This is a genomic window from Rhizobium sp. RHZ01, assembly GCF_014851595.1.
Classification (GTDB): Bacteria; Pseudomonadota; Alphaproteobacteria; order Rhizobiales; family Rhizobiaceae; genus Rhizobium; species Rhizobium altiplani.
Genome location: NZ_JACUZZ010000045.1, coordinates 1 through 25496, shown reverse-complemented (window position 1 = coordinate 25496; position 25496 = coordinate 1). Strand labels below are relative to the sequence as shown.

The window sequence follows — 25496 nt, the reverse complement described above, 5'->3', positions numbered from 1 at the left end:
AGCTTCAGCAGTTCCTCCGGATCAGCATCAAGTTTCTTGAGTGGCCGGCGCTCAAGTCCTGGAACAATCGCTGCGACGAGCCACTTCGATAGGCTCATCTCGACCACGACGACCAACGTAGTATCCTGGTCGAAGGCGGCGAGGGACCGGGTCGCGTCAAATGATTCCGACAATGAGGGTGCTCCTTTTGGTTTTTTCGACCGCCGAAGGATGACACACCCTCGCCGCTCCCCCCATAGCATCTACAGTACTCTGATCGCATGGGCGGACCAGCTCGGTCTGAAGATGCCGTGCCATTTCTGCAATCACCTCTTGCCGAAGAAGAGGCCACCGACAAGAAGCTCATGCAGCTTGCTCAAAGTCGGCAAGCAGGACGCAAAGGCCGTCCTCGGGCGGCCTTTGCGCTTGAATGGAATGGCTGGTTCCAACGCTATTTGGTCGGGCTTGAACCGACGACGTTAGTGAATCGATGCGGACGTCGGCGCGTTCACCTTCGTCGAACAGATCCCAACGTATGTTCCGATGAGGGAGGCCGCGATGGCGTCAACCGTCAGGTATCCGTCGTGATAAAGGTCGATCGCCGCGTTGCAGAGGACCTGGGAGGCATGATTTTCAGGTGACTCTGCGTAGAAACGGTACCAAGCTTGGACAGCTTCCGACATCAATCGGAAGCCAGTTTCGTGCTTTTCCATGAACATCTCCTTGCGCAGAAAGTAAGCTTCTGCGCAACGGTGTCAACTTCGCCGGCTGTCCGCCTTGGCCCACGAATTATGTCACATTCCCTTACTGTTATTTGACCGCAATTATTATTTTCTGTGAGTTTTATCTCCCGATAATATTTCTCGCCAGCTTCTATCAACCAACGACAATCGGTGCTATTCAGGCCGCATCAAGCGCTGCGCCCGCAGAAAGATCCCTTGACATACCGCCGCTTCGCGACCGCGTCGTCCTCCGACGCGCCGAAGATGATAACCCGATACGAGGCCGGGATTTGCGATACCGCATAGGAAAAGTCTCAGGAAAGGCGGTGATGTCACTGATCACGCCTCATGACAAAAGCGGAAAGCTCGATTTCAATTGAGAGGATCGAACCAATGGCCAAAGGACAAATTGCGAAGCAACCGCGAGACGCGGAAGCCCAAGCAGGAAAACGCGCCGGTGAGGGTTGAGGCGACCTTCGCCAATCAGATGAAGGACGCCACGAAAAGCCGCCTGCAGGGCTGCAAGCACAAGAGATGAAGCCAAAAGGAAGCGCGCCAAGCGGCCGCGCAGCAATTATCAAGCGAGCGTCCCTACGACAACGTTCCGAACCTCAGGAGATCCAGCAGCGATGAGCTCTTTTCATCCAATCTATCGCTTCGACTACCCGCTTTTCCTCATCAAATCCGCCGTTGTGATAGCACTTGCCTTCTCTTCATTCATTGCCATTGGTGGAACTATTCTTTGACCAGGCCCCTCCACCGCGATCAAAGCCCACCCCTGTCCGATGAAAAGGCTTGGCTCAAAATCCTCGCCATGTATCGCCAGCCGCATCTCAGACGCAGCGTTTTCGAACTTGCAGTAACGGCCATTCCATTTGCGTTCTGCTGGGCTGGTGCCTTGGCGGCGGTTCACTACGGCTACTGGGCCGGGCTCGTTCTGATTGTTCCCGCAGCCGCCTTTCTGCTTCGCTTGTTCATGATCCAGCACGATTGCGGCCACGGCTCCTTCTTTGCGCGTCGCCGTATCGACGACTGGACGGGCCGCGTGATCGGCGTCCTGACGCTTACGCCCTATGATTACTGGCGCCGGGCGCATGCGGAGCATCATGCCTTGGCGGGAAATCTCGAGGGGCGCGGCGTTGGCGATATAACAACGCTGACGGTGTTGGAGTATGACCGCCGTTCCTGGATCGGTCGGCTCAGCTATCGCCTGTATAGGCATCCGGCAATCATGTTTGGCATCGGCCCCGCATGGCTGTTCCTGTTCAAGCAGCGGCTTCCCTTCGGCATGATGCGATCCGGTTCCTTGCCTTGGATATCCACCATGGCGACAAATCTGGCGATCGCGCTCATCTCCACGATATTGATATGGGCAATCGGAATCCTGCCCTTCCTGCTGGTGCATCTGCCCGTCGCCCTATTGGCCGCAACCGCGGGCATCTGGCTCTTCTACGTGCAACATCAGTTTGAAGAAACCCATTGGTCGAGAGAACCGGAATGGCAATTCCCACATGCGGCCCTTCATGGTGCATCGCACTACGACCTGCCGTTGGCTCTTCGCTGGATCACGGGCAACATCGGTATCCATCACGTTCACCACCTGTCGAGTAGGGTCCCCTATTACAGGCTTCCGGAAGTATTGAGAGACCACCCGGCATTGGCCGGTATTGGCCGCATCACCATGATGCAGAGCCTGCGCTGTGTAAAACTGGTTTTGTGGGATGAGCACAGGCGACGCCTGATCTCGTTTCGCGACGCCGCGCAGCTGCGTCAGCCACAGTAGTCTCGTTCGTCAAACAGCAATCTGGCGTTCGGAGCAGTTTAGCCGTCAGATTGTGGCACCGAAGGCTGACCCCTCGTTATATGAGCGTAAGCCTTTGATCTACAGACAGAAAATTGAAATTGGGAAGGGTCAGGATCCTGGCCGATGATGACCCCTCCAATGGCCGACGAACGTTCGGCGAGGTTGTCACCTTTAAGCTGGGGCATGGTCGCGCTGGGGATGAAGAAACAATCTGGGTTCAAAAGGAGGATGTCGCCGAATGGCGAAGCACCAGTTCCACGCGATAGCAGGGCTACTAGCCTCCGGTTCCGTCGCCTGACCTGCGCTGCCCCTCGATACATCTCAAAAATGTAATGTATCGCGCCGTTAATGCGCCCCCGTCGCCCATTGCCCGGTGCACGTCTAAGGCTAATCGCGAAAAGAACCTTAGACCTGCCAGCTAGAAACCAAATTTAGCCCGCGCGGTCTGACAAGCATCATCACCAGGAACACAAGCTCGGCAAACATCCGGCCGAACTTCATAGACAAGGCATGCCGTGCTTATGCCTACTTCACCCGCCAGCGCGGAACATCGCGAGCCTTCGCAGCGCATCCCGCCTTGGTCAGCTGCCACATAGTAGCCGGGGACCAAATCCAGATCGTCATCGGCTTCCGTGGTGAACCTGGGCCACTCGGATGAGTATGAGCAGCACGCTCCGCAGCTTTGGCAACCGACTTCGTCGATAAACGCCACGCTCGCCCTCGTCGCGCGAGGGAGATTTCTGTGCTTCACTTGTGCTTCAGAAGCCAAAGCTTGCCCGCCATGGTAATTCCGTGAGGCGAATGCGCCGCACCATCGGATCGATCGAGAGTGCGAAGGAGGTCAAGTTCCGTAAGCCGCTCCACCGTCGCCGTTGTGACCGACTTCACCTTGATTGGACGCTCTTTGAACCGGTCTGACTTCGCGAAAGTGATGGTAGCGTTAAGATGTGTCCAGGACTTGCCATCTTGGGAATGCAAGTCGCCATCCTTCGCAAGCTTCAAGGCTTTAACGTGAGACGGCGTCAACTCCACCGAAATGGCTTGGGAATTTGCGCTGAATTTCTCTTTTGTAATCAGAAACGGTCTCCTTTAATTTCCTTGGCTCCGAGATCCTTGTAATTTCGCCCTTAGCTTTAGCGTGCCTAAACCGCAGCATGGAACCGGACATAAATCCGGCTCCACTGTGCTTCCATCTCATCTCCATGCCAGTACATCCGTGGTCAGGGAGGCGAAAGGTTAGGCTGCCCGCGTTCTAAGTCTTACTTTTTCTGGACTGCTCTACGACAGGCTGCGCCAGTCTGAGCGCCCTGAGCTTTTGCGTTTTCTTTTCGCGTTCCGCCACTTCGGCTTCGAGAATATTGCGAACTGTCGCATTCATCTGCGTCGCTTTCGCGTCGGCAGAAAGTTTGGCAGGGTTGAAAAACGCGTCTTTCGTGATGGTCATGATCTCACTCCCATTAAGGCTACCTCTCCAGCAGGCGATCAGGCTTTGCGGGAATTTCTACGGCTACCGTCGGACTTGCCTTTGGCAGACGATGTCTTCGCATCGTACGATTGCCCGAAATTCGTTCCGCCAAGGTGACCGCCGCCACTGGTGTTCTTCACCTGACGGAGGGCCCGCTGGATTTGCTGGTCGGCATTTGTCTTTTTCATTCGATCACTATCTCTGAAAACGAGGAAAGGAAGGGAGTTCCGACTTTTGAAATGTTCGGTCGATGCCAGTAGATCCCTGGCAAAAGACCGATGGTTTCTTTAGGCGGCTTGGAGGTTTTCAGCGGCGCTCTTGCCCGAACGGGTATCCTCGACGACGTCGAAGCTGAGCTTCTGGCCTTCAGACAGGAAACTCATCCCTGAGCGCTCGACGGCGGAAATGTGAACGAAGATGTCCTTGCTGCCGTCCGTAGGCTGGATAAAGCCGAAGCCTTTAGTAGTGTTGAAAAACTTAACGATACCTGTGTTCATGACGATTATCCTTTTCAATCGCACGAGTAGTTGCTGCCCGACGAAAGCCGTCGGCAGTCAATGATCGATGTCTGTAAGAAAAGGTTCGCCAGCTGCGTCATATAACGCAAAGCAAAGCTCAAAAAGCAAAAGTCGATGCCCTATATATAATGAGCAATACGTCGTAATCAAGACGAGTGACCCCGCCCCCAATTTCTCTGTGATGTTCGAAAGCCTTCGGCGGCTTCAAAGGAAAACGTAGACGTGCTTTTTGATCCCACGCTGCGACGAGATCACTGAATTTCCTTGAAGGAGCGCAATCCAGCTCCTGCCAAAGCCTATGCGGCGCAATTCGGCCAAGACGTAATTCGGGTGCCCTTGTACCTCCCCTGGTTGGGGCGCAGGCCAAATCCGGCGTCGAGAGTGTGACGGGCGATACCGGGGTTTGCTTTTTCGCTCTGGCCGCTATCGGCGATCATTCCAAGTGCGCCGCACGGTATTCATCCGCCAGCCGGCCCTAGGCCGTCACCTCGATTTCGAGGGAAGTACAGTTGACGGTCGGACGCGTTTCGCTCGGTTATCGTCTACGACGCTGGCCCCTGGCGATCTGGCGCAGCATACTTTGACCCGCCGTAAGCATCTCGACGTGGAAGGTTGCGAGCGCCGCGATGAGTGAGAGGACGGCACCCGCAAACAACAAATCATCATCAAAAATCTCGCTGAAAATTGACCGCACTCGTTCGGGTATCAACGGAATTCTTGCAACAGAGCCCTAATTTTGCTCCCGACCGGCTTTTCTGCCGAACCGCGCACCTCCGCGTGGAGGAAGACGGCGCTCAGTCGGCCGATCATCGAAAAGTTATTATCAGTCTAAAGCAAAATGAAAACCAGGACGGTGACACCGGTAAACATCCCAAACCCGAGCCCGATCTTGTTGGCCTTGGCTTGTGCCCTACGCTGCATGATTCGGCGTTGCGCTGTCTTGATCTGCCCATTCACCAATTGCTCCGCCTCGTCGTATCGCCGCCTCTGCTCCTTAGCCAGTTCCTCGCGGACTTCCGGCGTGTCCTCCGGTATCAATTTGATACGTGCCGTGTAGCCCAGGACTTTGCGACATTCGACGTCGGCAAGAGCCTCTCTCATGGTGTCAAAGACGCCTTCGATCACGTAATCGACCATTATAAAGTATTTCATGGCTCCGTCCCCTGCCCCCGCTACATCTTAGACCTCCGCTGGCTCCTGAGCCACTATGCGCTTGGAGTGGTCTGCGAACGCGAGGGACAGACCAGCCAGAAAGTTCCGGGAAACACCGCCCGTCGTAATCGAAAAATTCCCTGTTCAGCTCGCTGGAATTTGCTATGTCTCTACAGGTACGACAGGAACAACGATCCTTCGATGGGACTTCCGACATGGACCAAGAAATCCATCCTGCCGCGATTGAGCACCTGCCAGTCTTCATCACCGCACCTGGGCAGACCGACTATCTTTTCGTGGCGGTCGCTATCTTTCTCCTGGTCATGGTCCTCGTTATTGGCAATCTCTATTTTCAGCTACATGCGCTTCCAGAGCGAATGGCGCATAAGACCAGCAAGATCCAGCTGGAAATCGTGGCGGTGCTGGGTTTGATCTCGTTGTTCACGCACAACCATCTTTTCTGGATTGCCGGTCTCTTGCTGGCTTTCATCGAATTTCCGGACTTCTCGACACCGCTCTACTCCATTGCCCGGTCGCTCGGGAAACTGTCCGGTCGTGACGTCCAGTCGACAGGAGACCCAGCGCTGGTTCGAGAAGAGCCGATCGTGTCAGAATCGAAGGTGGACTCCCACGGAGAGGGCAACTGAGCCATGTTCGAACTGATCCTGTGTTCCCTGCTGACGATCGTTCCAGACTATCTCTACCGACGCTATGGCCAAGGAAAGCGGATCGGCCGCGAAATCACACTCTATAGCGTGTGGTACGAGCTGCGCTGGGGCATTTCTGCTTGTCTCCTGCTGACGATTTCGCTGATCACCATGATCTTCTACTTCCATCCATCGACGTCGAATGTCACCGCCATATTCCGCACCGTAACAATTCTGCCGGAAACAGGCGGGCGCGTGGAAGAGGTATATGTCGGGATCAACCAGAAGGTCCAGGCCGGGGACCCGCTGTTCAGGCTCAACAGTGACGCCCAGAAGGCCGCGCTCGATGCGTCCAGGCGCAAGATTGCCGAAGTCGACGCCGCAATGAAAGTGGCTCAGAGCGAGCTTGCAAGCGCCGACGGCGAAATCAAGCAAGCCCAGGGAGACTACCAAACGGCCGTCGACGAATACGAGATGAAGAAGCAGCTCTTGAAGAACGACGCCGTGGCCAGGCGCGAGGTTGAGCGGCTTGAAACCAACATCGACAGTCGAAAGGGTGCGCTCGATTCAGACATCGCCAAAAAGCAGACCTTGCAAACGCAGATCGAAGAACTTCTGCCGGCTCAAAAGGCGAGCGCTGAGGCGGCCGAAAAACAGGCGCAGGTCGATCTCGACAAGACCGTCGTCAGGGCCGGCGTCACCGGGACGGTGCAGCAATTTACGCTGCGTCGCGGCGACGTGGTCAACCCGCTGCTGCGTCCCGCCGGCATCCTGGTCCCAGAAAGTGCGGGCAAAAACGTGCTGATCGCCGGCTTCGGGCAGATCGAGGCGCAGGTGTTGAAGACGGGAATGATCGCCGAGGCGACTTGCATCGGCCGGCCGTTCACCATCATTCCGATGGTTGTAACCGAGGTTCAGGACGTCATCGCCGCAGGTCAATATCGGCCGACAGACCAACTGCTCGACGTCCGGCAGGTATCGCAGCCTGGGACCCTGACCGTCTTCATGGAGCCACTCTTTACCGGCGGCCTCAACGGCGTTCCCCCGGGAAGCAGTTGCATCGCCAACGCCTACACGAATAACCACGACGCGCTTGCCGACAAGAACATCGGCACCTTGCGCTGGATCTTCCTGCATGTCGTGGACACTGTCGGGCTCGTCCACGCGATGATATTACGGCTGCAAGCCCTGTTGCTGCCTGTACAGACCCTTGTCCTGCAGGGCCATTAAGTCTCATCGATCCCATGCCGGAGCGGCAGAAAATCGGCGGTGCTGCTGACCGCCTGCCGCCCGGCTAAGGATGCCAGACGAGGAATCCGTTCGACCTGTAGCTTGGGATGGGCCAACTCCGGCGGGCTTGGAGAGCATTTAAAGAACCGGGCAAGAGCGTAGCCGAATTATCAACCGCAGGAACAAACCGTTAAACGATGCGCCGACAAGGCGGCGCCGGTAGTGCGCACAATCAAACTGTGTGGCCGCGGCAGGAGCGGGCGAGCGAAGGCTCTCGGCACTCCTTTCCTCAGTGGCGGCGAACCTTTTTTAACAAAGACCGTTTCCATCTCACGGACAAGGATCCGCCGATCCGCAGCTCTGTATGGGAGTTTTGAAATGGCAGGCAAGTCACTGGCCGATTTATCCGAAAAGATGCGCAAGATCGACTTTTGCATGATGTCGACGAAGACATCGAGCGGAGTAATCGCAAATCGCCCCATGAGCAACAATGGAGACACCGAGTATGATGGCGATAGCTATTTCTTTTCGTATGACAACACCTCAAAAATCACTGACATCGATCGCGATCCTTGCGTGACGCTCGCCTTTTGCGAAGCGCCCAGCATGCTCGGCAGGCCCGGCATGTTCATCTCGATTGAGGGCAAAGCGTCACTTGTCCGCGATCGCAGCATGTTCGATGACCACTGGGTGAAAGATCTGGAACGCTGGTTTCCACAAGGCGTTGAGACCCCGGGACTTCTTCTGATCAAGGTCCAAGCGGACCGGCTGAAATATTGGGATGGCGAAGACAACGGTGTCATCGAGGCGTGACTGAGACTTAGCTCCGACAGAGGCTTCGCCCTTCGTTATCGGTTCCCATCTGGAAGAGCGGGCTATTGCATCCACACTCTTTCTACTCGGCACAAGGGAAGAAGAATGGATGACAGAACTGACCTGTTCGACACTTCCGCTCTTCAGTGGCATCGACGCCAGTGCCTAGTTCCACCTGTTCGAAATTTCCGGACACGTTTCCACCGGGGACTTAATGCTTTTGAGCAAATGGACCGCATCTGCGGGTAAGCGTATATTAGGAATGTGGAAACATGGAAAAGACAAAGGTAAAGGCCTAACTCCAATCATGCGGATCCCCGCCGCAGAGGAGTTCTCTTCAGAAGTGCAAGGGGAGGTTCTCGCCCTCTCGTGAACCTCCCTCCTACTTCCACAACATGCAGACCGAGCGCCTGAAACGATTGAGATCCTGCTCATATGGGCATCTGGACGCGCTTGAAACTTTCGGCCATAACGCTAATTCTCGAGATGCAGCGTTCTGCTGTCAGGTCCACACGTCTGTAGGTCCATGCAAAAAAGCCCGACGACCCCGTCCGTCGGGCTTTGCTTTTTCAATTTTCTCACAGAGGGCGCGTAAGCGACATTTGCAACCTTGAACCACTTCGATCTCGCTACTTTACCACCATACCGCGGCGCCCGTTACTCGGCATCGGCCAAGTGGGCCTGGCACTGTTGCAAAGGTCTCGGCGCGCAGTTCAGTCGAAAGACGGCTAGCGCAGGCGCCGTGGAGAAAATCATGAAGAACGCCACGACAACTACTCCGGCTGGTTTGGCCGTCCTCGATGGAGCCTATTCCGGATCTCGCGGAGCGGGGGTGGGCCTTACGCAGTCTGCTGACGCGTTGATCGACGCGGCTGCCGAAGATACTAGTCAGCGTAAGGAACTTCTGACGAACGACGTTCCTCCCGGCGCGGGTGGCTAATGGACCGTGTCGATTTCTCCGTCGTGAATGCTGTCCTTAAGACGATCTGTCGCGAGGAAGGAATTGCTAGGGACAGGAAAGCAGTACTTCAGATCGCCACATTGCTGTTGGCACTTTGGAAGCAAGGCGAGCACGAAAGAGCCGCGCTGGAACGCGTTGCGCGGGAAAAACTGGCAGAGGCTTCGATCATCCTCCCCGATACAGATACGGAACAATCAAGTCTGGATCGGGTTTAGCCATATACGGGTCCCCCAAGATCGCGGAGGCGGTGATGTGGGCAATCTTGATTGGCGCAGCTCTTGTTGTCGCCGGAACACTCGTCCTTTCCGGCCAACGCTTGATAGACGGCTGAGTGATCCGCATCGAACGTTGCAGGGTGGCCGCACGCTCGAACCCCGAGGCCAGTATCTCCAAAAAACTGGCCAGCATTGGCACTGATTGCGATTGGGGCGTTCATTCCGGCTTTTGCTGGGTACTGGTGACGGCTTGACCGCGTCGTGCGGCGGCAGCATGCTCCGGAAGCTGTACTTGACGCTTCTTCGCAAAGGTTTACATTCAACCCATCATGTCTCTGACGGCTGACCACGGATGTACTGGCAGTTGTTGTTGAGACAGATTACGAGAGGTCGGCGCCGAGGGAGGTGCCGGCCTTTTTGTTTGCACGCCTGACAGGTGCCTTATGGACGCTAAAGGCGCCCGAGCTCCTGATTTGCCAATGACAACCAGTATTTGACGCCGTAAATGATTGCTCTATCGTCGAAATTGTATGCAGGGTGATGAAGGTAGGCACTGTCTCCATTCCCGACGAGAATGATGGCGCCCGGGCGTTGCTCAAGCATGTATGCGAAGTCTTCAGCCCCCATCGATGGCGCATAGGCCGTCTCGACACGACCCGCCCCTACGACGTTGGCGGCAGCCGACACGGCCACGCGGGTCTTCTCCTCGTCGTTGACGGTGACCGGATATCCTGGAATCCAGGTGATCTCGGCCTCCGTTTCGAAGAGCTTGGCTGCCATCCCCACGATATCGCGGAAGCGTTGCTCGACTGCGTTGCGCGTTTCAGGCTGCATTGTTCGAATAGTACCCCCTATCTTAACCGATGCAGGAATCACGTTAAGAGCCTGGTCGTTGCCGCCGTTCATGAAGGTGACCGATACGACAACCGGATCGAAGGGATCGGTAAACCGGGACGCAATCGACTGCAGCGCGGTGATCATATGCGCACTTACCAATACCGGGTCCCGGGTGAGGTTCGGGGATGCCGCATGCCCACCCTTGCCGTTGATCGTCACCAGGAACCGGTCGGCGCCTGCCATGAAAGGACCGCTGCGTATGGCGAATGAACCAACATCGACGCCTGGCTCATTATGCATACCGTAGACTTCTTCGATCCCGAAGCGCTCCAGGAGACCTTCCTCAATCATGACGCGGGCACCGCCACCGCCTTCCTCGGCGGGCTGGAAGATCAACACGATCGCACCTGGAAAATCGCGGCTTGCGGCCAGGCACTTCGCCGCAGCAAGCAGCATTGCAGTGTGGCCGTCATGACCGCAGGCATGCATGCGGTTCGGCACTTTTGATGCGTAAGGCAGATTGGTTTGCTCCGACATGGGAAGAGCATCCATGTCGCAGCGAAAGCCAAGCGTTTTGCCCGGACCTCTTGAGCCGTTGATGACGGCCACGACACCCGACTTCGCGATCCCCGTGACAACCTCATCGCAACCGAACTCATGTAGTTTCTTTGCAACGAAGGCCGCCGTCTCAGGCAGATCGAAAAGCAGTTCCGGGTTTTGATGTATGTGTCGGCGCCAAGTCTTTGCCTCTTCGGCGACAGCTTCGATGTCCAGTTTCACGTTCGGCTTCCTTCGTGATTTCCCCGGCGTTCTGTCACAAGAAACGCTCGCATTTCAAGCGACAAGCCGCGGCTCTCTGTATTGCTTAGCTGGCAAGGGCGAGCCATTGCGTCGAGAGAGGGTGCCTCCTCCACGCCCATGCGACTGAAGCCTCGACACCGGAAGCACTGATCGGAACGTCTCGGGGAACCCCGCACATTGACCGCTAACTGGCCACCTTCCAATTGATCACGGTGACATCGGAATCTGTCGAAAGACAGGGATGGGCGGGCTGGAGTTGCTTGACCAGTGTATTGACGTTGGAAAAACCACTTTGGCTGAGCTCGTCCGAACTCAGTGCCGAGATCGATTTTCTCTGGACGGAAACGACGTACACCGGGGTCGTTGGCCAACATCCACTCGCGGATCTGATCTCGAGGGGCCCCGGCTTGACCGTGCAGTATCCAACGCGAACCGCAATCGTCTTGGTGCCGTTTTCAACGGACGCCATGTGATTGTCCGCGACAATCATGTTTTGCATCATGCCTCCGATTATCTCTACCTCGGACCAAAGCCAGGGAACGCAGACCTGACGGGAGATGCAAAATAAGCAAACGGGAATGTGAGGCAAACGCAAAAGCCGAATAGCTGCTATGCGCGCCTTCCAGATTGACTATTGGAACGTGCCGGGAAACTCCTGCCGTCTGTCTTTTGCCGCCGATACACTCGGTCAGGCAGCGACGTCGCCCCAGGCTCTGGCGCCATCCCATCGCTCAATGAACGTGGACAGTTCGGGCGCTGTCACGGGTTTGCTGAAATAGTAACCTTGGACCTGGTCGCAACCCTCTTGCCTCAGGAATTCCGCTTGCTCCGGTGTCTCGACGCCTTCGGCTGTCGTAACCATGTTCAAGCTCTGCCCCAGGCCGATCACGGATTTCACAATGGCCCCGGACTTGTCCTTGCTGTCCATGTCGCCGATGAAGGATTTGTCTATCTTGATCTTGTCGAACGGAAACGAATTCAGATAGCCCAGTGACGAATAACCGGTTCCAAAATCGTCCATGGCGATCTTCACGCCAAGGTTCTTCAGACCGTTCAGGATCTCGAGTGCAGCCGACGCATCATTGATCAGCACGCTTTCTGTGATTTCAAGTTCGAGCCGTTCAGGCGCCAAACCGGTCCGCACCAGAACCTGGCGGACGGTTTCAACCAACTCCCTGTTTCGGAACTGGACCGGGGAGAGATTGACCGCAACTCGAAGGTTTTGCCAATCGAGCACCTGGCGGCAGGCCGTCTCGAGCACCCACTCGCCGATCGAAACGATGAGGCCAGTCTCTTCGGCCAATGGTATGAAATCGGCAGGCGATACCAAGCCGCGTGCTGGATGACGCCACCTTACGAGCGCTTCCACGGCAGCAACTTGACGCTTCCCGAGATCGATGAGGGGCTGATAGTGGACTTCCAGCTCGTCCTTTAGAACCGCCTGTCTGAGGTCGTATTCCAGTGCCTTGCGCTGCTGGAGTTCGGCGTCCATTTGCGCTTCGAATATCCGGTAGGTGGCACGCCCGCTCTGCTTGGCTCTGTAAAGAGCAATGTCGGCATTCTTCAACAGGCGCTCGGGATCGGTCTCTGTGGCGTCTGCAATGGCAATGCCGATGCTGACACCAACGTGCAGATCCTGCCCTTCGATCGTAAAGGGTGCGCGCACCACATCGATCAGCTTTCGGCTAAGCTCCTCTGCTTCAAGGGGTTGAGCAACGCCCATTTGAATGATTGCAAACTCGTCGCCACCGAGACGGGTGACCGTATCGTGCTTGCGCACGCATCCGAGCAGACGGTTCGACAACTGCTGGAGAAGCAGGTCCCCTGCCCCATGTCCGAGCGTATCATTCACTTCCTTGAAGTGATCGAGGTCGAGACAGATGATTGCCACGCGTGCAGTCTGTTCCGCGGTCGCTGCCAGTGCGATGTTCAGCCGTTCGTGAAAGAGCGCTCGGTTGGGTAGACCCGTGAGTGCGTCATGATGGGCAAGATGGCTGGCTCGCTCCTGTGCTTCCACCTCCTCGGTGATATCAGTCGCCGTTCCTCTAAAACCCAGGAACTCCCCTGACGAAGCAACGATCGGGCGCCCCGCCAGCCGGCAAATGCGCCCATTGCCGTTGGCGTCCCGATAAGCACAACGCAGATCCCGGAAGGCGCGCTGATCGCTGCTACCTGCCATCAGTTGCCTCCAGCCATCTGCATCCGTATCACGCGAGAAGAATTGTTCGAACGTCTTGCCGAGAATGGCTTGTGGCGAAAGTCCCGTGACGTCGCTGAAGCGCGTCGAGAAGTAGACCAGTCGGAGATCATTATCGCTCTCCCAAATCCAGTCGGAGGAAGCTTCAGCAACATCCTTGAACCTGGTTTCACTCTCTTTGAGCGTCTGTGCATATGCTTCGACAGTTTTTGCCGAGGCCTCCAGAGCCGAGGTCGAACGGCGAGCGTTTCTGACCACCAGAACGGCAAATGCCGCGAGCACGACAAGGGCGATGCCGAGTGGTGGCAAGATGAAGCGAAGGAGCTGCTCGCCCGGTTTCGGCGGAGACCAGGAGATCGTTCCGAGGAAAACGCGATCCTGAGTCAGGAGTGGGATCGAGGCCTCGGCATCGTCAACTCGATCAAGCGAGATTTTCAAATCGGACAGCAAGTAGTCGCGCCCCATCCGATCGAGAAACTTCTGGTCCAGTCGTTCGGCGAAAACCAACATGGTGAGGTCTCTTGGCTTTACGTTCGAACGGTCAATGGAGGGCGGAAGTATTCCATTTGCCGCCACCACATAGATATCGCTCCCGGACTTGATCAAGCTTGTCGTTGGGTCGGCCTGAATGGAGGCGACATTCAGAAGATCCCGAAGTCCGCGTGGCATCACTTTCAGCGCGTCGACGTCCTTCGGCTCTCCATCGATCAGCCCATAGATCGTGCGGTTGCCTGGAGCGACGGCGAATACCAGTTCGTAGCCGAGGTCCTTGTAAATGTTCGGCCCGATATTCCCGTCCGTCGCGGCCCAGGCAATGTTGCCACTCCTGCTAATGTTTTCGTAGACATCCTGACGAATGGTATAGTTGCGCAGATCCCGTCCGACCTCTCGGGCCTTTACTTGGAGTGCGGTTGTCGCAAGTCTCGTGGACGCTTCGACTTCCAGCTTGTTTTGTTGGCGTGCCGACAAGACAAGGACGACGGTTACGATCAAGATTGCGACAACCATGACTGCTGCCATGGGATAGACGATCCGTCGAATGAAATCTCGACCGGAAAAATTAGCCACATCATTGCCCAGACCGTGCATGCCATCCTCGCTCAGGTTGAGCGACACGCTACGGCACAAGTACAAATGACGGGTTAAAAATAGTTATGCTTTTTTAGTACCGCAGTTGCCCGCTATATGTCTGAACGTTGCTAAATGTAGAAGGGAGTGCCCGCGTATCCGAACACTTGAAACCAAGTACAGCATTCAAACTACAGCGAACGTAGTTGCAAGATGCTGCACACGGGGACCGGCCCCACTGGGTCTTGTGGGACAAGACCGGGCCGATAGGGATAGTTGGGTTGCGACAATAGTAGCGTCCGCGTTGAACCAACCTATTCGCACGGGCGACCTTGTAACCAGCGACGATCGCCGGCCAAGTTCGGCGGTCACGTTCCGGGTCAACCCTCGGATCTGACGCGTTTTTGCTGACGTGGGATCCGTAAGTCGCGCCTATCGATCGCGGCTACCCGACTATCGAGCGCAACTCGTCTGTGCATGTTGCGCTCGATGACGTTCAGGCACCGGATCCTATGCTTAACATCATAGCGTTTCGAACAGCGTCAATGAGCTTTTCGAGACCGCTGGATCCAACCGCGCAGTTCTTAGCCGCTACAAGCCAGGCCCTCGTTGAAGGGTCTGCGCGCTCGAACGGCGAGCGTGCGATATCGCTAAAATTTCAGTCTGGCGCCTGCGAGCACAGCATAACTGTCTTGGACACTTGAGACTTCGTCGTCGTACGAATAAGTACGTGCACCGACAAAAAGTTCGGTCTGCCAATAATCGAGATTCTGTACGACTTGCACACCGTAGGAATCGCTATCCGTTCCCTTGCCCTTGATGTCCCGACCAAAATAGGCGTCGACGGAGAAGGCTGTCTTGCCGACTTCAAATATATCCGTCTGGTAACCAACCTTGGCATAGCCGTAGTGTCCATCGATGGACTCCTTGTCCGAGTAGCCGGCTGCAAGGGTAAGGCTCAGGCCCGTTGGCTGATGTAGCAGTGAAACCGAGGCGTCGTAGATCGAATTGCCATCGCCCGGCCTCGAAAACGCCAATGCGCCGCTGATTTTGACGTCCTCGATCGTTTGGTCGTAGCGCAACGCAATGTCCCACACGGCGACGTCACTCGGCTCAGGTACGACTTGCGTCCCAAAGGACGACGACACGCTGAATCCGCCGTAGGATGGACTGTCGTAGCGGAATCGCAATTTTCGACCGAGACCATCGTAGTTTGTGAAAGCGTCTTTGACGCGTATTGAAGAGAGCGTTCCGTCATCAAACCTGAGGAACGGTCCGCCGGCCATGTCCGAGATAAGCGAATAGCCGACGACCGAGGTGCCGGACAAATCGACTTCGGCGCTGCCATCAGACGCCATGCTACCCTGGCCGAACCAGAACTTCCCGTATTCCTTCGACTCCATATAGACTTCTGCTTTTCGCAGAAGCTGTGCTTCCCAATCGTAGTCGCCCTTGTTGAGCTGATTGACGTTCGTTGTCGAATAGGGCGTCCATTCCCATTCGAGATTTCCGCCCACCGACCAGTTGTTCTCCATCTTGGAGTAAAAGCGAAAGCCGGCACGTGTCGAAGAGTTGCCGTTGTCGACGGGGAAGTAGTTGTCGGTCGAACCGCCGTCGTCGTAAACCAGCAAGCCTTTGTTGATCTGGCCGTAAAATTCCAGGTAGGCGGTGTCATCCCCGAGCCGCAGTTTCGGAATCCAACGCTCATCCGCCTTGCTCGTCTCAGAGGGTTTCTGAGCCGGTTTCGCGACCTCCTGCCCTACCGCGATCCCGGCCGGCAGACACAATGCGAGGAGAGAGTAGATTGGCGCATGCACGGCACTGTATTTAACTCGTCGCATCACGTGTCCCCCGGGGCGTTCCGTCAGCATGGGATAAGTGTCAACGTTGCACGCGAGGGACGCCAAATGCCAATCTACTGATTCGTCTTCCACATCGCAATCACGCCGTAGCTGTCGGGCTCGACTTTCCCATTTCGATCCACCTGAGCGAAGAGCGCAGGAAGATACAAGCCATTTCCGGTATGATACCGTAAACTACGATGCCTCTATCAGTTGTGGGTCCGCGCTATGCGAATCCTGTGACCGGCGCGACGGCGGGAAGGATATCCCGCCAGCGATTTCAGGCATGCGACTGGGACAGGCGGCAGCGCCGCATCCACCGAGGATGCAGAGCAATGCATTTTTATTCTTGTCGGCCACGAAAAATCTGTTTTACATGAGCGCCTCGCTGCTTGGCTTTCGGGGGATGCCGATGAGGTGGACGCGCAGGGATATTCTGCTTGGCGGTTTGGCTTCGGTCGGAACCTTGGCGGCGGTCGAGAAGCCGACTTTAGCTGCGGCCGCTTCCTATTTTTCCGGAACCAGTATCGACAACGGTGTGACGTTCCGAAGCACGAACTTTGCCAAGATCGACAGGAAGTGGCACCGCCAGGTTGTCAAATATTTCAGCAGCGAGCCGATTGGTACGGTTGTTGTCGATACGACGCATCATTTTCTCTACCTGATCATGGAGAACAAGACGGCCATTCGTTATGGCGTCGGTGTCGGCCGCGAGGGCTTCAAATGGTACGGCCGAGCCACGATCGACCAGAAGGCGCTTTGGCCACGCTGGACGCCGCCGCCGGAGATGCGTCAACGCCACCCCGAGCTGCCCGAGTCGGTAGATGGAGGTTCACCGAAGAACCCACTTGGGCCGCGCGCGATGTATTTGCTTCGCGACGGCGTCGATACCGGCTATCGTTTCCACGGTACTCTGGAGCCAGGCAGTATCGGCAAGGATGCCTCCAGCGGCTGCATTCGCATGTTCAATGAAGATGCAATCGATCTTTATCAGCGGTGCCCCATCGGCACCGCAGTACAGGTCCTGCCCCACATTGCCGATCAAGCTCAAAATGCCGCGCAGACGAACCAAGCGGTTCCGGTCGAATGAGGAATATCACCCTGATGTCTGTTTTAATCGGATGTTCTAGGCCTCTCGTCGCTGCGGCCATGCTCTTGACGCTTGTCGCATGCAGCACCACCGATATCGCCGAGGTGGAGGAGCCTGCCGTGGCGCCGATGACCGGACAGACCAACGACCCGGCGCCCGGCTTCGAGAACGTCGCGGCCGGAAGCGAACAGGACTTCATTCTGAATGTCGGCCGACGGACCTACTTTACGCAGGACTCGGCCACGCTTGATAGCGTCGCCAAGGTAACGTTGGATAAGCAGGCAACCTGGCTCAACAGCAACCCGCAATGGCTGGTCAAGCTGCAGGGATTTGCCGACGATTCCGGATCTGGTTCAGCAATGACGACACTTTCACAGCGACGCGCCGATGCAGTGATGGCCTATCTGGTTTCGAAGGGCGTGGACGCCAACCGCGTATGGGCCAAGGGCTACGGCAACGATCGCGAAGTCCGCGACTGCACGAGCCGCTCGTGCAAGGTGCAAAACCGGCGCGTTGTATCCAATCTTCGTACTCAGCGCGACTCGGTCTGACCGCAGTATCGCGCCCAGTTCGCATTGGCCGCGGCACGCGTGAAGGCCGTTGACACGCCGCTATGGGCTGGTCATGGATAAATGGCTGAACCTATGCAACTTCACCATCGCCCGTTTCGGCAAGGGATCCTATTTATCTGCGGCAGAGCTGGTAGACATGGCGATTCTTGGTAAGATCACACATGTTACGACCTACAGGTATGCCAAGCCTGTTACCTTCGGCACGCACCGAGCAATATTTTTGCCGCGACGTGGCGCATGGGCGCGTCTCCTCGGTTGGTCGGCGAGAACGAGCGTTCCCTCAAAGATTCATTGGATCAGCGATCCCCGTTCCAACACTGTGACCGTGATGGAGTTCAGCGAGGCCGGAGTCGAACTGACGTTTACGTTTGAGGTTCAAGGTGTCTTTTTCGGAGTAAAGGGAGTAGAGGCCTTCCCTTTGGAACCGCGCGCCGACGAAATCCCGGTGCAATATACCCCCGACGAATGGACCGATCTCGCTGGCTATTTGCGTCCGCATACTGAAGATCCTGATGGAAGCGTAGCCGCCTGGACCAAGCGCTTCGTCGCGCGCGACCAGGACCAAACCATCGATGTGTTGCGTCGGATGCTGAACACTTTCCAGGATGACTTTACCTACTGTGCGAGAGAAACAGAAGGAACCCAGTCACCTGGCGAAACCCTTCGCACCAAATCAGGATCATGCCGTGACTATGCCTGGTTGATGATAGAGGCATTGCGCCGGCTCGGGATCGCCTCCCGCTTTGTATCAGGTTACTTGTACGACGCGGCGTTGGACGGCGGCGCGGTCGGAACAACGGGCGCCGGCGCCACACATGCCTGGCTGCAGGTATTTCTCCCCGGTGCAGGATGGCTAGATTACGACCCGACGAACCAGATCACCGCGGGTTTCAATCTGATCCCGGTGGCAGTCGCCCGACATCCAGCTCAGGCAATACCATTGGAAGGCTCATGGTTTGGAGAAGCCAAAGACTATCTGGGCATGACGGTCGACGTCGCCGTCAACAAGATTGGTGAGATCCCGGATTTGTCGGAAGTCAGGGACTAGTTCGATCCATCCGCATTGTCCCGTTGTAATTCGGGGTAGCCTGCGACGGCAACCGCAATCTATGTGTCGCTCGACGGAAAAGCGGTCAGCTTGGCAATACACGTTCCTTGGATCTGCGCCATGGCGCAGTGGAAGACCGTCACAGGTGCGATTGTCTAACTTCGCAGAAGAATACCCTGTTCGGTCCTAATCAAACAACATGACACCACCGAGTAGCCACAGCTCGTGAAAATTTCGTTTTATCGGCGCATCTCTGATTTGCCGTAACAACTCGCCTGCGACTGCCGCTGTTGGTGTGATCAGGACGAGATCGTCAGAGCGACGCCGAGCAGAACGGGCAAAGTTCGTTGCCATACGACCGGGGGGCGCGGCAATCGTTGGCGTGCGTAAGATTTCCTAGGGCAGGCCTCAATCGTCATTCCACGTTCGACGTTACCTGCCGCCTGAGCCGCGCGTACTGAGGTCGAAAGGTCACAGTCATACACGGCGCAAATCGCTTTTGCTCCAGAGTGTTAGTTCCAAGCTTCACAATCACGTCGACCTGTACAATGATGAAGCCACTGCTGGGGATCCCTTGACTGTATGCCGGAGAAGCGCAGGTATGACGAAATGGAATGCATCATCGAAGTACCGTCGCATATCTTTTCCTTCTCTCCGCAAAAAAGCTCTTCCTCCCCTAGTCAGCATCCTTAGCTTCTTCATAACTCTGCCGGCGTTCGCGGATTGCGATCCGGCAATCCCCAGTTCAGGTCAGACGGTGACCTGCACGGGCAATCCGTCCGGCTACAGCAGCACCGCCAGCCTCGGCACGCTCACGGTCGATATCCTCAACAATACCAACTTCAACGGTCCGCTCACCCTTTCCAATATCGGCACTCTTGGCGTGACCAACGCGGGAAACCTGCAGAGCGTCACGCTCAACAACAACGGTTTCATCACCTTCGTAAATTCGCGGATCATCAATAACGGTCTGGTGATCACCGGCAATGGCACCTACTCGGTGACCAACAACGCCAACGCATTCATCAACGAAGCCTTTTCGTTCACGGGCAACAGCAACAACGCGATCACCAACAACGGCACACTGAACCAGGGCATCACGGTCAACGGCGACGGCACGACGACGATCCTGAACAGTGCAGGCGCCTACATCAACAATGGAGTCTTCATCAACGGAGCAAGCCAGACCCGCATCGACAACTACGGCACCATCCAGAGCAATACGCTGCTCGGCACCGGTAACGACACCATCGTCAATTACAATCCGGGGGTACTCAATGGCACGGTCGATCAGGGCGCCGGCAATGATCTCTTTCAAATGCTGGGCGGCCGGGTGAACACATCGGTCAACCAATCCGCAGGCACAGACCGCTTCGAGTTGTCGGGCGGCGAAGTCACGGGCTTTCTCAATGCCGGAGCCAACAACGATTCGATGCTATGGACCGGCGGCCTGATTGGCGGCATCGACATGGGCGACGCGAACGATGTGGCTCTATTCCAGGGTTTGACCGACACGCAGCTCAAAACGATCCAGATCAACGGCGGCCAGGGTAACGACACGCTGACCTGGCAGCATACTCAGGGCAGCAACCCGAATCGATTGATCAACTGGGAACTGATCTCGCTCGAGCAGGGCTCGACCCTCAAGATGAACAACAATCTTGTCCTCGGTGATAGCGGTACCGGCAGCGGCGCACTGAGCATCGACTCGACCAGCGTGCTGAACGGCAGCGGCTTCCAGTCTACGATTTCGCCAGCAACCGCAGGCGGACTTGTGACTGTAACCAACGCCGGTGTGATCGACCTCACAACCGGTTCGAACTCCACCTCGGACTCGCTGAAGATTGTCGGCAACTACGTCGGCAATTCTGGTCAGTTGTGGCTTCAGAGCATTCTTGGCAACGACAGCTCGCCGGCAGACAAGCTCGTGATCGATTCAGGAACGGCGTCTGGATTGACGGGAATTGTCGCAACGAATGTCGGCGGCGCCGGTGACGAGACAGATCGAGGGATCTTGGTTGTCGAGGCGATCAATGGGGCCACGACCGCGAACGGATCATTCTTTCTAAGTCGCCGCGTCAGCGCGGGGATCTACGAATATCTGCTGTACAAGGGCTCGTCAGTGCCGGGCACGGATAACAACTGGTATCTGCGCAGCGAGTCGGGTGACAACGGTGGCAACGGCGGTGGTGGCGACAACGGCGGTGGCGACAACGGAGGGAACGGTGGCGACGGTGGCGACGAACTTGACGGAGATGGCGGCGATCCGGGAACCTTCGATCCCGGTCCGACGATCCGACCCGAAGTTCCGATCATGACGGTCGTTCCAGCAGTGTCACGCGGCCTACTCAGGACGACGCTCGGCACCTTCCACGAGCGCCACGGCGAGCAGGATTGGATGGCCCGTGAGCAGGCTGGCAACGCAGTCTGGACGCGCGTTTTCGGCGAGAGCTACGATCAGGATCTAACCCGCCTACTCGACGAAACGTACGATGGGCAGGCCTTTGGCTTCGAAATTGGGGCGCCGTTCTACGAGCGCGAGGGCAAGGGTGTGCTGGATACGTTCGGCGTCTTTGCCGGCTATTCTCGTGCGTGGGGCGACATCACGGCGGACGCGCTCAATCTCAACAGCATCCACGTCGGCGATCTTTCGATCGACAGCTATAGCATTGCCGCTTATTGGACCCGAACCTGGGACAATGGTAGCTACATCGACGGCGTCCTGATGAATTCATGGCTGGATACCGACACCCACTCGATAGGCGCGTATGACAGCAGCTTCAACGGCGATGCAGTGACAGCGTCACTGGAAACGGGGACCAGGTTCAAAGCCACCGATCACTGGGATATCGAGCCGCAAGCGCAAATCATCTGGCAGTACCTGAATTTCGACCAGGCCCACGATCCGGGCGGCACAATCAGCTATGACGACAACGACGCCCTTACCGGTCGGCTCGGCGTACGCCTGCAGGGCAGTTACGACTACGATGGCAAACCGGTCTCGCCTTTCTTGCTCGCCAACCTCTGGCACGAGTTCGAAACGACCGATGTCGTGACGTTCAACACAATCCCGGTCGATGCCACTCGCAAGGCGACAATGCTGGAACTGGGCGGGGGTGCGACGGCGGATCTCTCCGAGAACGTGCGGGTCTATGCCAATGCATCCTATTATTTCAACCTTGGGGGCGAAGACTTCAGCGCCGTTTCCGGGCGGGTTGGGTTGAGGATCGTCTGGTAGCGGCTGATCAACATGACACGACTGGAGTGAAATTTCCGGGGTTGCCGCCGCAAGCTGCCGTGGATGCCACTGTGCGCCAGTAAACGGGCGAGCGGCAACAATTTCGCTTCCGGCCAGACCGGACACCTTGCGTTGACCCGTCGAGCGGGAAGGAACGGGCAAACTTGGCTCATGTCCCGCCACGCTGCGGCGTCAGGTGTATCTCAATCAGATCGCGGATGCATCGCCGATCAACCTAGCGGGGATAGCCTGCCCGAGTACCCGACAGACGCCTGTGATACATATGTGTCGAGGCATACAGGAAAGGACCCGATCCTTATCCTGCCCGATGCGCTGCGTCGGCCTGAAGGGCAAGACTATCATCTCGAAAACGCGTTCGGTGGCGGGACGAAAGCTCCGCAAGCCGATCGCGCTCCAACGGCCGACTGACTTTGCAAAGTGCGATGCGGCAGCATATTGTTGCGATGCATCAATCGTGTTTAAATCCAGCTCCGGACAAGGAGATGGCTTTGAACCAGTCAGCAACCGGGAAAGAAGATTCGCACAGGATTCTCGTCGTAGAGGAAGACGCAATCCTGCGCACGGTGATGGTTGCAGCTATCGGGGCCGCGGGCTTTCGCGCGATTGAAGCTGAAACTGGCGACGGGGCCTTGCGATGTCTCGATCGCCACGGTGATATCGCACTGGTGTTCACCGCGATCAACATTCCTGGCAATGTGGACGGTGTCGCCTTGGCAGTTCAAATTCACCGTCACTGGCCGGACATTGCGATCGTCATCACATCCGGGATCGTCAGCCTCAGGCAATCGAGCCTTCCTCGCCGCTGTCGTTTCCTGAAGAAACCCTACCGCCCGGATGATGCCATCGTCTACTTCAAGCTGCTGTTCGAACTGGACAGAGAGATCCCAGACTTTGGGCTTCAGTCGCGTCATGCTGACGTCATTGGCCTGGAAACGAATTGACTTCCAAGGGCCCATTTGGCGGGGCCGACGTCGAGTTTTGGCTGGATACTAAAATGCCTTGCCTTGCTTCCACCGCATCGATCTTGCCTGCGCCTTGATCCATTCCCAACTGAAGCCGTGAAGCGGACCTCTCGTTTGTCAAACTCGCTTCACGATCGCCCGCTAGGACGAAGCCAGAGGTGACATTTGATGACCAAGCCGTGGACTTACAGTCGTGGACCGATTGCGGCCAACGAGTCCGATCTTGCCAAGGCAGGAGACATCAACGCGCTGCTGCGCCAGCCCATTGATGTTTTGCCCGCGACGATCGGCGATCCGATCAAACCGTTTGCAGTTGGTCTCTGGAACGAAGTCCGTCTACTGTTGAAGCCAGATATCTCCGTAACGACGCTCAGGAAAGCGACCGGAGCCTACATCCACTCGAAGCGATATTTCTTTGCGACTGCGCAACCGGACTCAATGCGTTTTGATCTCCAGGGCAAGCCGATCGAACCTGTCTCCACTGCAGATCGTCTGTCCGCTCAGGCACGCTATCAGCGTATCAAACGATGCGATTTGCAGCTCGACCCTGACGCCGACATCGCTCCCTCTCTCCCCTCGAAGGTAGACCGTATCCGTGCCGGTTTGCTCGCCAGGCGGCCAACTTAGCCACTGTATCGGTGAAGCTCCGCTCTTGCGGCATCGAACCGACCTTGATGAGTAAGGGGGGCAAAATCGGTGGCAGCACGTTTGTCGTTGAAGACGACGGTGATTGTTGGGATGTACTGCCTCCGAACTAATCGGAGGGAAACATGTTTGCAACTGCGGCCACATGACAGACACGGCGGCAAGTCGTCGAGGCGTGGCGCGTCGGATGCACGAGCATTCGCCTGCTCACCTAGTGCTTCTTGATTAATTGCAGGACATCGCAAAACGCTTTATTTTCCCTTGCAGGGTGCCTCGACGAGACGAGACGAGACGAGACGAGACGGGACGGGACTGGGCATGCCAGGCCGGGCCGCTTCGGTTTCCGCACCAATCCCAGATGCTGTTCGATGATACGATCAGGAGGAGAGGTACGATGGGCGAAACGACGCCGGACAACATCATGCAGCTCGGCATGGGGTTCTGGGCCTCCAAGGCCATGCTCAGCGCGGTCGAGCTCGGCGTCTTCACCGCACTCGCGGCCGGCCCGGCCAACCTCAGCGACCTGCGGGCCAGGCTGCAACTGCATCCCCGCGCGGCCCGCGACTTCTTCGACACCCTGGTGGCCCTGAAGCTGCTCGAACGCGAGGACGGCCGCTATCGCAATGCCCCTGATACAGACCTCTTCCTCGACAAAGGCAAGCCCTCCTATATTGGCGGCATCCTCGAAATGGCCAATACCCGGCTCTACGGTTTCTGGGGCTCGCTGACCGAAGCCCTGCGCACCGGAGAGCCGCAGAATGAAGCCAAGCACAGCGAAGACTTCTTCGCCGCGATCTATGCGGAGCCGGCGCGGCTGCGTGGGTTCCTCGAAGCGATGAGCGGGATCAGCGCCGGTGCGGCACAGGCGATCGCCGCCCGGTTCGACTGGTCGAAATACACGACCTTCGTCGATGTGGGCGCGGCGCAGGGCATGGTGCCGGTGGTGATCGCGCAAGCGCATCCGCATCTTCAGGCCATCGGCTTCGACCTGCCCGCCGTGCAGCCGATATTCGACGAGTTCGTCGCCCGACAGGGTCTCGCTGACCGTATCCGTTTCCAAAGCGGGAACTTCTTTGACGGCCCGATGCCGAATGCGGATGTGATTTTGATGGGGCACATCCTGCACGACTGGGATCTTGCCGAGAAGAAGATGCTCTTGGAAAAGGCCTTTGCCGCGCTGCCGAACGGCGGGGCCGTGATCGTCTACGATGCCGTCATCGATGACGAGCGCCGCTTGAACGCTTTCGGCCTTCTGATGAGCCTGAACATGCTGATCGAGACCCCCGGCGGGTTCGACTACACCGGCGGCGACTGCCAAGCATGGATGCACGACGCCGGTTTCGTGGCGACGCGCGTCGAGCCGTTGCTGGGGCCGGACTCGATGGTGATAGGCTTCAAGCCTGACTGAGCGCAAACCGCGACCGCCGCCGGTGGTCCGCAAGATCGACCAAAGATGTCGATCGCCTGGCGTGCCGGGGGGCAAAATCGGTGGCAGCAGTTTCGGTGAGCGAGCATAGAAGTGTGCATAACCCGGCGTTTTGAGTCTAGGTGTGTGGTCCCGGAATGAGATGGTGCGGATTGATTTTGAAGATTGACGGGTCCCTTGTCCAGGCGTTGCAGATTGCTTGATAGGGCGTTCGCCATCGGAGCGCCTTGAGGTGTTTGGCGAG

23 protein-coding genes and 3 pseudogenes are annotated in these 25496 nt (G+C 56.9%); 15 read left to right on the top strand and 11 right to left on the bottom strand.

The window, feature by feature from the left end; genetic code table 11:
- Window positions 1-243 precede the first annotated feature (243 nt).
- Window positions 244-398 (top strand): annotated as a pseudogene (locus tag IB248_RS32050) (DUF892 family protein); the annotation flags it as partial.
- A gap of 60 nt (window positions 399-458) precedes the next feature.
- Here the strand turns inward: IB248_RS32050 and IB248_RS29255 are convergent.
- Window positions 459-692, bottom strand: a complete 234-nt coding sequence (locus tag IB248_RS29255; protein WP_029792545.1) for a hypothetical protein — start codon at window positions 690-692, stop codon at window positions 459-461.
- A gap of 751 nt (window positions 693-1443) precedes the next feature.
- On the opposite strand from IB248_RS29255, the gene IB248_RS29250 reads away from it, so the two are divergent.
- Complete coding sequence (locus IB248_RS29250) at window positions 1444-2484, top strand: fatty acid desaturase (protein ID WP_029792543.1); 1041 nt, start codon at window positions 1444-1446, stop codon at window positions 2482-2484.
- A 439-nt stretch (window positions 2485-2923) separates the two neighbouring features.
- Here the strand turns inward: IB248_RS29250 and IB248_RS29245 are convergent, their stop codons facing one another.
- The 5 genes from IB248_RS29245 to IB248_RS29225 all read right to left on the bottom strand — a co-directional run bounded on the left by IB248_RS29245 (window position 2924) and on the right by IB248_RS29225 (window position 5640).
- A complete protein-coding gene (locus IB248_RS29245; RefSeq protein ID WP_169683802.1) occupies window positions 2924-3217 on the bottom strand; it encodes a YkgJ family cysteine cluster protein in 294 nt (97 codons plus the stop codon).
- Between the two features lie 35 nt (window positions 3218-3252).
- On the bottom strand, window positions 3253-3537 hold the full coding sequence (locus IB248_RS29240) for a hypothetical protein (protein WP_029792542.1): 285 nt from the start codon (window positions 3535-3537) through the stop codon (window positions 3253-3255).
- A 220-nt stretch (window positions 3538-3757) separates the two neighbouring features.
- A complete protein-coding gene (locus tag IB248_RS29235; RefSeq protein WP_029792541.1) occupies window positions 3758-3949 on the bottom strand; it encodes a hypothetical protein in 192 nt (63 codons plus the stop codon).
- A 308-nt stretch (window positions 3950-4257) separates the two neighbouring features.
- Window positions 4258-4467 carry a cold-shock protein gene (locus IB248_RS29230; protein ID WP_018116770.1) on the bottom strand — a complete coding sequence of 70 codons (210 nt, stop codon included), beginning with the start codon at window positions 4465-4467 and terminating at the stop codon, window positions 4258-4260.
- 849 nt (window positions 4468-5316) lie between these two features.
- Complete coding sequence (locus IB248_RS29225) at window positions 5317-5640, bottom strand: hypothetical protein (RefSeq protein ID WP_029792540.1); 324 nt, start codon at window positions 5638-5640, stop codon at window positions 5317-5319.
- A gap of 215 nt (window positions 5641-5855) precedes the next feature.
- Between IB248_RS29225 and IB248_RS29220 the strand changes: the two genes are divergently transcribed.
- The 5 genes from IB248_RS29220 (at window position 5856) to IB248_RS29200 (ending at window position 9506) form a co-directional block, all read left to right on the top strand.
- Window positions 5856-6287 (top strand): hypothetical protein, encoded by a 432-nt coding sequence (locus tag IB248_RS29220; RefSeq protein WP_029792539.1) that lies wholly within the window; start codon window positions 5856-5858, stop codon window positions 6285-6287.
- 3 nt (window positions 6288-6290) lie between these two features.
- Window positions 6291-7517, top strand: coding sequence for an HlyD family secretion protein (locus IB248_RS29215; RefSeq protein ID WP_029792538.1), 1227 nt, complete (start codon window positions 6291-6293; stop codon window positions 7515-7517).
- A 378-nt stretch (window positions 7518-7895) separates the two neighbouring features.
- Window positions 7896-8330 carry a pyridoxamine 5'-phosphate oxidase family protein gene (locus tag IB248_RS29210; protein ID WP_029792536.1) on the top strand — a complete coding sequence of 145 codons (435 nt, stop codon included), beginning with the start codon at window positions 7896-7898 and terminating at the stop codon, window positions 8328-8330.
- Between the two features lie 754 nt (window positions 8331-9084).
- Window positions 9085-9270 carry a hypothetical protein gene (locus tag IB248_RS29205; RefSeq protein ID WP_192242072.1) on the top strand — a complete coding sequence of 62 codons (186 nt, stop codon included), beginning with the start codon at window positions 9085-9087 and terminating at the stop codon, window positions 9268-9270.
- Complete coding sequence (locus IB248_RS29200; RefSeq protein WP_169683803.1) at window positions 9270-9506, top strand: hypothetical protein; 237 nt, start codon at window positions 9270-9272, stop codon at window positions 9504-9506. Before IB248_RS29205 ends, IB248_RS29200 begins: the two co-directional genes overlap by 1 nt.
- Before the next feature lie 450 nt (window positions 9507-9956).
- Here IB248_RS29200 and IB248_RS29195 read toward each other — a convergent pair whose 3' ends face one another.
- From IB248_RS29195 to IB248_RS29180, 4 genes are all read right to left on the bottom strand, one after another.
- On the bottom strand, window positions 9957-11123 hold the full coding sequence (locus IB248_RS29195) for an amidohydrolase (RefSeq protein WP_169683804.1): 1167 nt from the start codon (window positions 11121-11123) through the stop codon (window positions 9957-9959).
- A 205-nt stretch (window positions 11124-11328) separates the two neighbouring features.
- Window positions 11329-11643, bottom strand: coding sequence for a hypothetical protein (locus tag IB248_RS29190; RefSeq protein ID WP_246733812.1), 315 nt, complete (start codon window positions 11641-11643; stop codon window positions 11329-11331).
- Window positions 11644-11832: 189 nt separating this feature from the next.
- Window positions 11833-14430: an EAL domain-containing protein gene (locus IB248_RS29185; protein ID WP_169683806.1), complete on the bottom strand. Its 2598-nt coding sequence runs from the start codon at window positions 14428-14430 to the stop codon at window positions 11833-11835.
- Window positions 14431-15059: 629 nt separating this feature from the next.
- Entirely contained in the window at window positions 15060-16250 is a 1191-nt protein-coding gene (locus IB248_RS29180; RefSeq protein WP_169683823.1) for a porin, read from the bottom strand.
- Window positions 16251-16662: 412 nt separating this feature from the next.
- Between IB248_RS29180 and IB248_RS29175 the strand changes: the two genes are divergently transcribed.
- The 8 genes and pseudogenes from IB248_RS29175 to IB248_RS29145 all read left to right on the top strand — a co-directional run bounded on the left by IB248_RS29175 (window position 16663) and on the right by IB248_RS29145 (window position 25234).
- On the top strand, window positions 16663-17340 hold the full coding sequence (locus IB248_RS29175; RefSeq protein WP_169683824.1) for a L,D-transpeptidase: 678 nt from the start codon (window positions 16663-16665) through the stop codon (window positions 17338-17340).
- Entirely contained in the window at window positions 17337-17891 is a 555-nt protein-coding gene (locus IB248_RS29170; RefSeq protein WP_192242071.1) for an OmpA family protein, read from the top strand. The genes IB248_RS29175 and IB248_RS29170 overlap by 4 nt, the downstream gene beginning before the upstream one ends.
- A 73-nt stretch (window positions 17892-17964) precedes the next feature.
- Window positions 17965-18960 (top strand): transglutaminase family protein, encoded by a 996-nt coding sequence (locus IB248_RS29165; protein ID WP_246779316.1) that lies wholly within the window; start codon window positions 17965-17967, stop codon window positions 18958-18960.
- A gap of 757 nt (window positions 18961-19717) precedes the next feature.
- Entirely contained in the window at window positions 19718-22198 is a 2481-nt protein-coding gene (locus IB248_RS32440) for an autotransporter outer membrane beta-barrel domain-containing protein (protein ID WP_192242070.1), read from the top strand.
- Between the two features lie 509 nt (window positions 22199-22707).
- A complete protein-coding gene (locus IB248_RS29155; protein WP_246779315.1) occupies window positions 22708-23160 on the top strand; it encodes a response regulator in 453 nt (150 codons plus the stop codon).
- 189 nt (window positions 23161-23349) lie between these two features.
- On the top strand, window positions 23350-23808 hold the full coding sequence (locus tag IB248_RS29150; protein WP_192242068.1) for a ProQ/FINO family protein: 459 nt from the start codon (window positions 23350-23352) through the stop codon (window positions 23806-23808).
- Between the two features lie 77 nt (window positions 23809-23885).
- A pseudogene (locus IB248_RS32435) lies at window positions 23886-24028 on the top strand (GNAT family N-acetyltransferase); the annotation flags it as partial.
- Window positions 24029-24220: 192 nt separating this feature from the next.
- Complete coding sequence (locus IB248_RS29145; protein WP_192242067.1) at window positions 24221-25234, top strand: methyltransferase; 1014 nt, start codon at window positions 24221-24223, stop codon at window positions 25232-25234.
- A 136-nt stretch (window positions 25235-25370) separates the two neighbouring features.
- On the opposite strand, the pseudogene IB248_RS29140 reads toward IB248_RS29145, so the two are convergent.
- Window positions 25371-25496 (bottom strand): annotated as a pseudogene (locus IB248_RS29140) (IS481 family transposase); the annotation flags it as partial.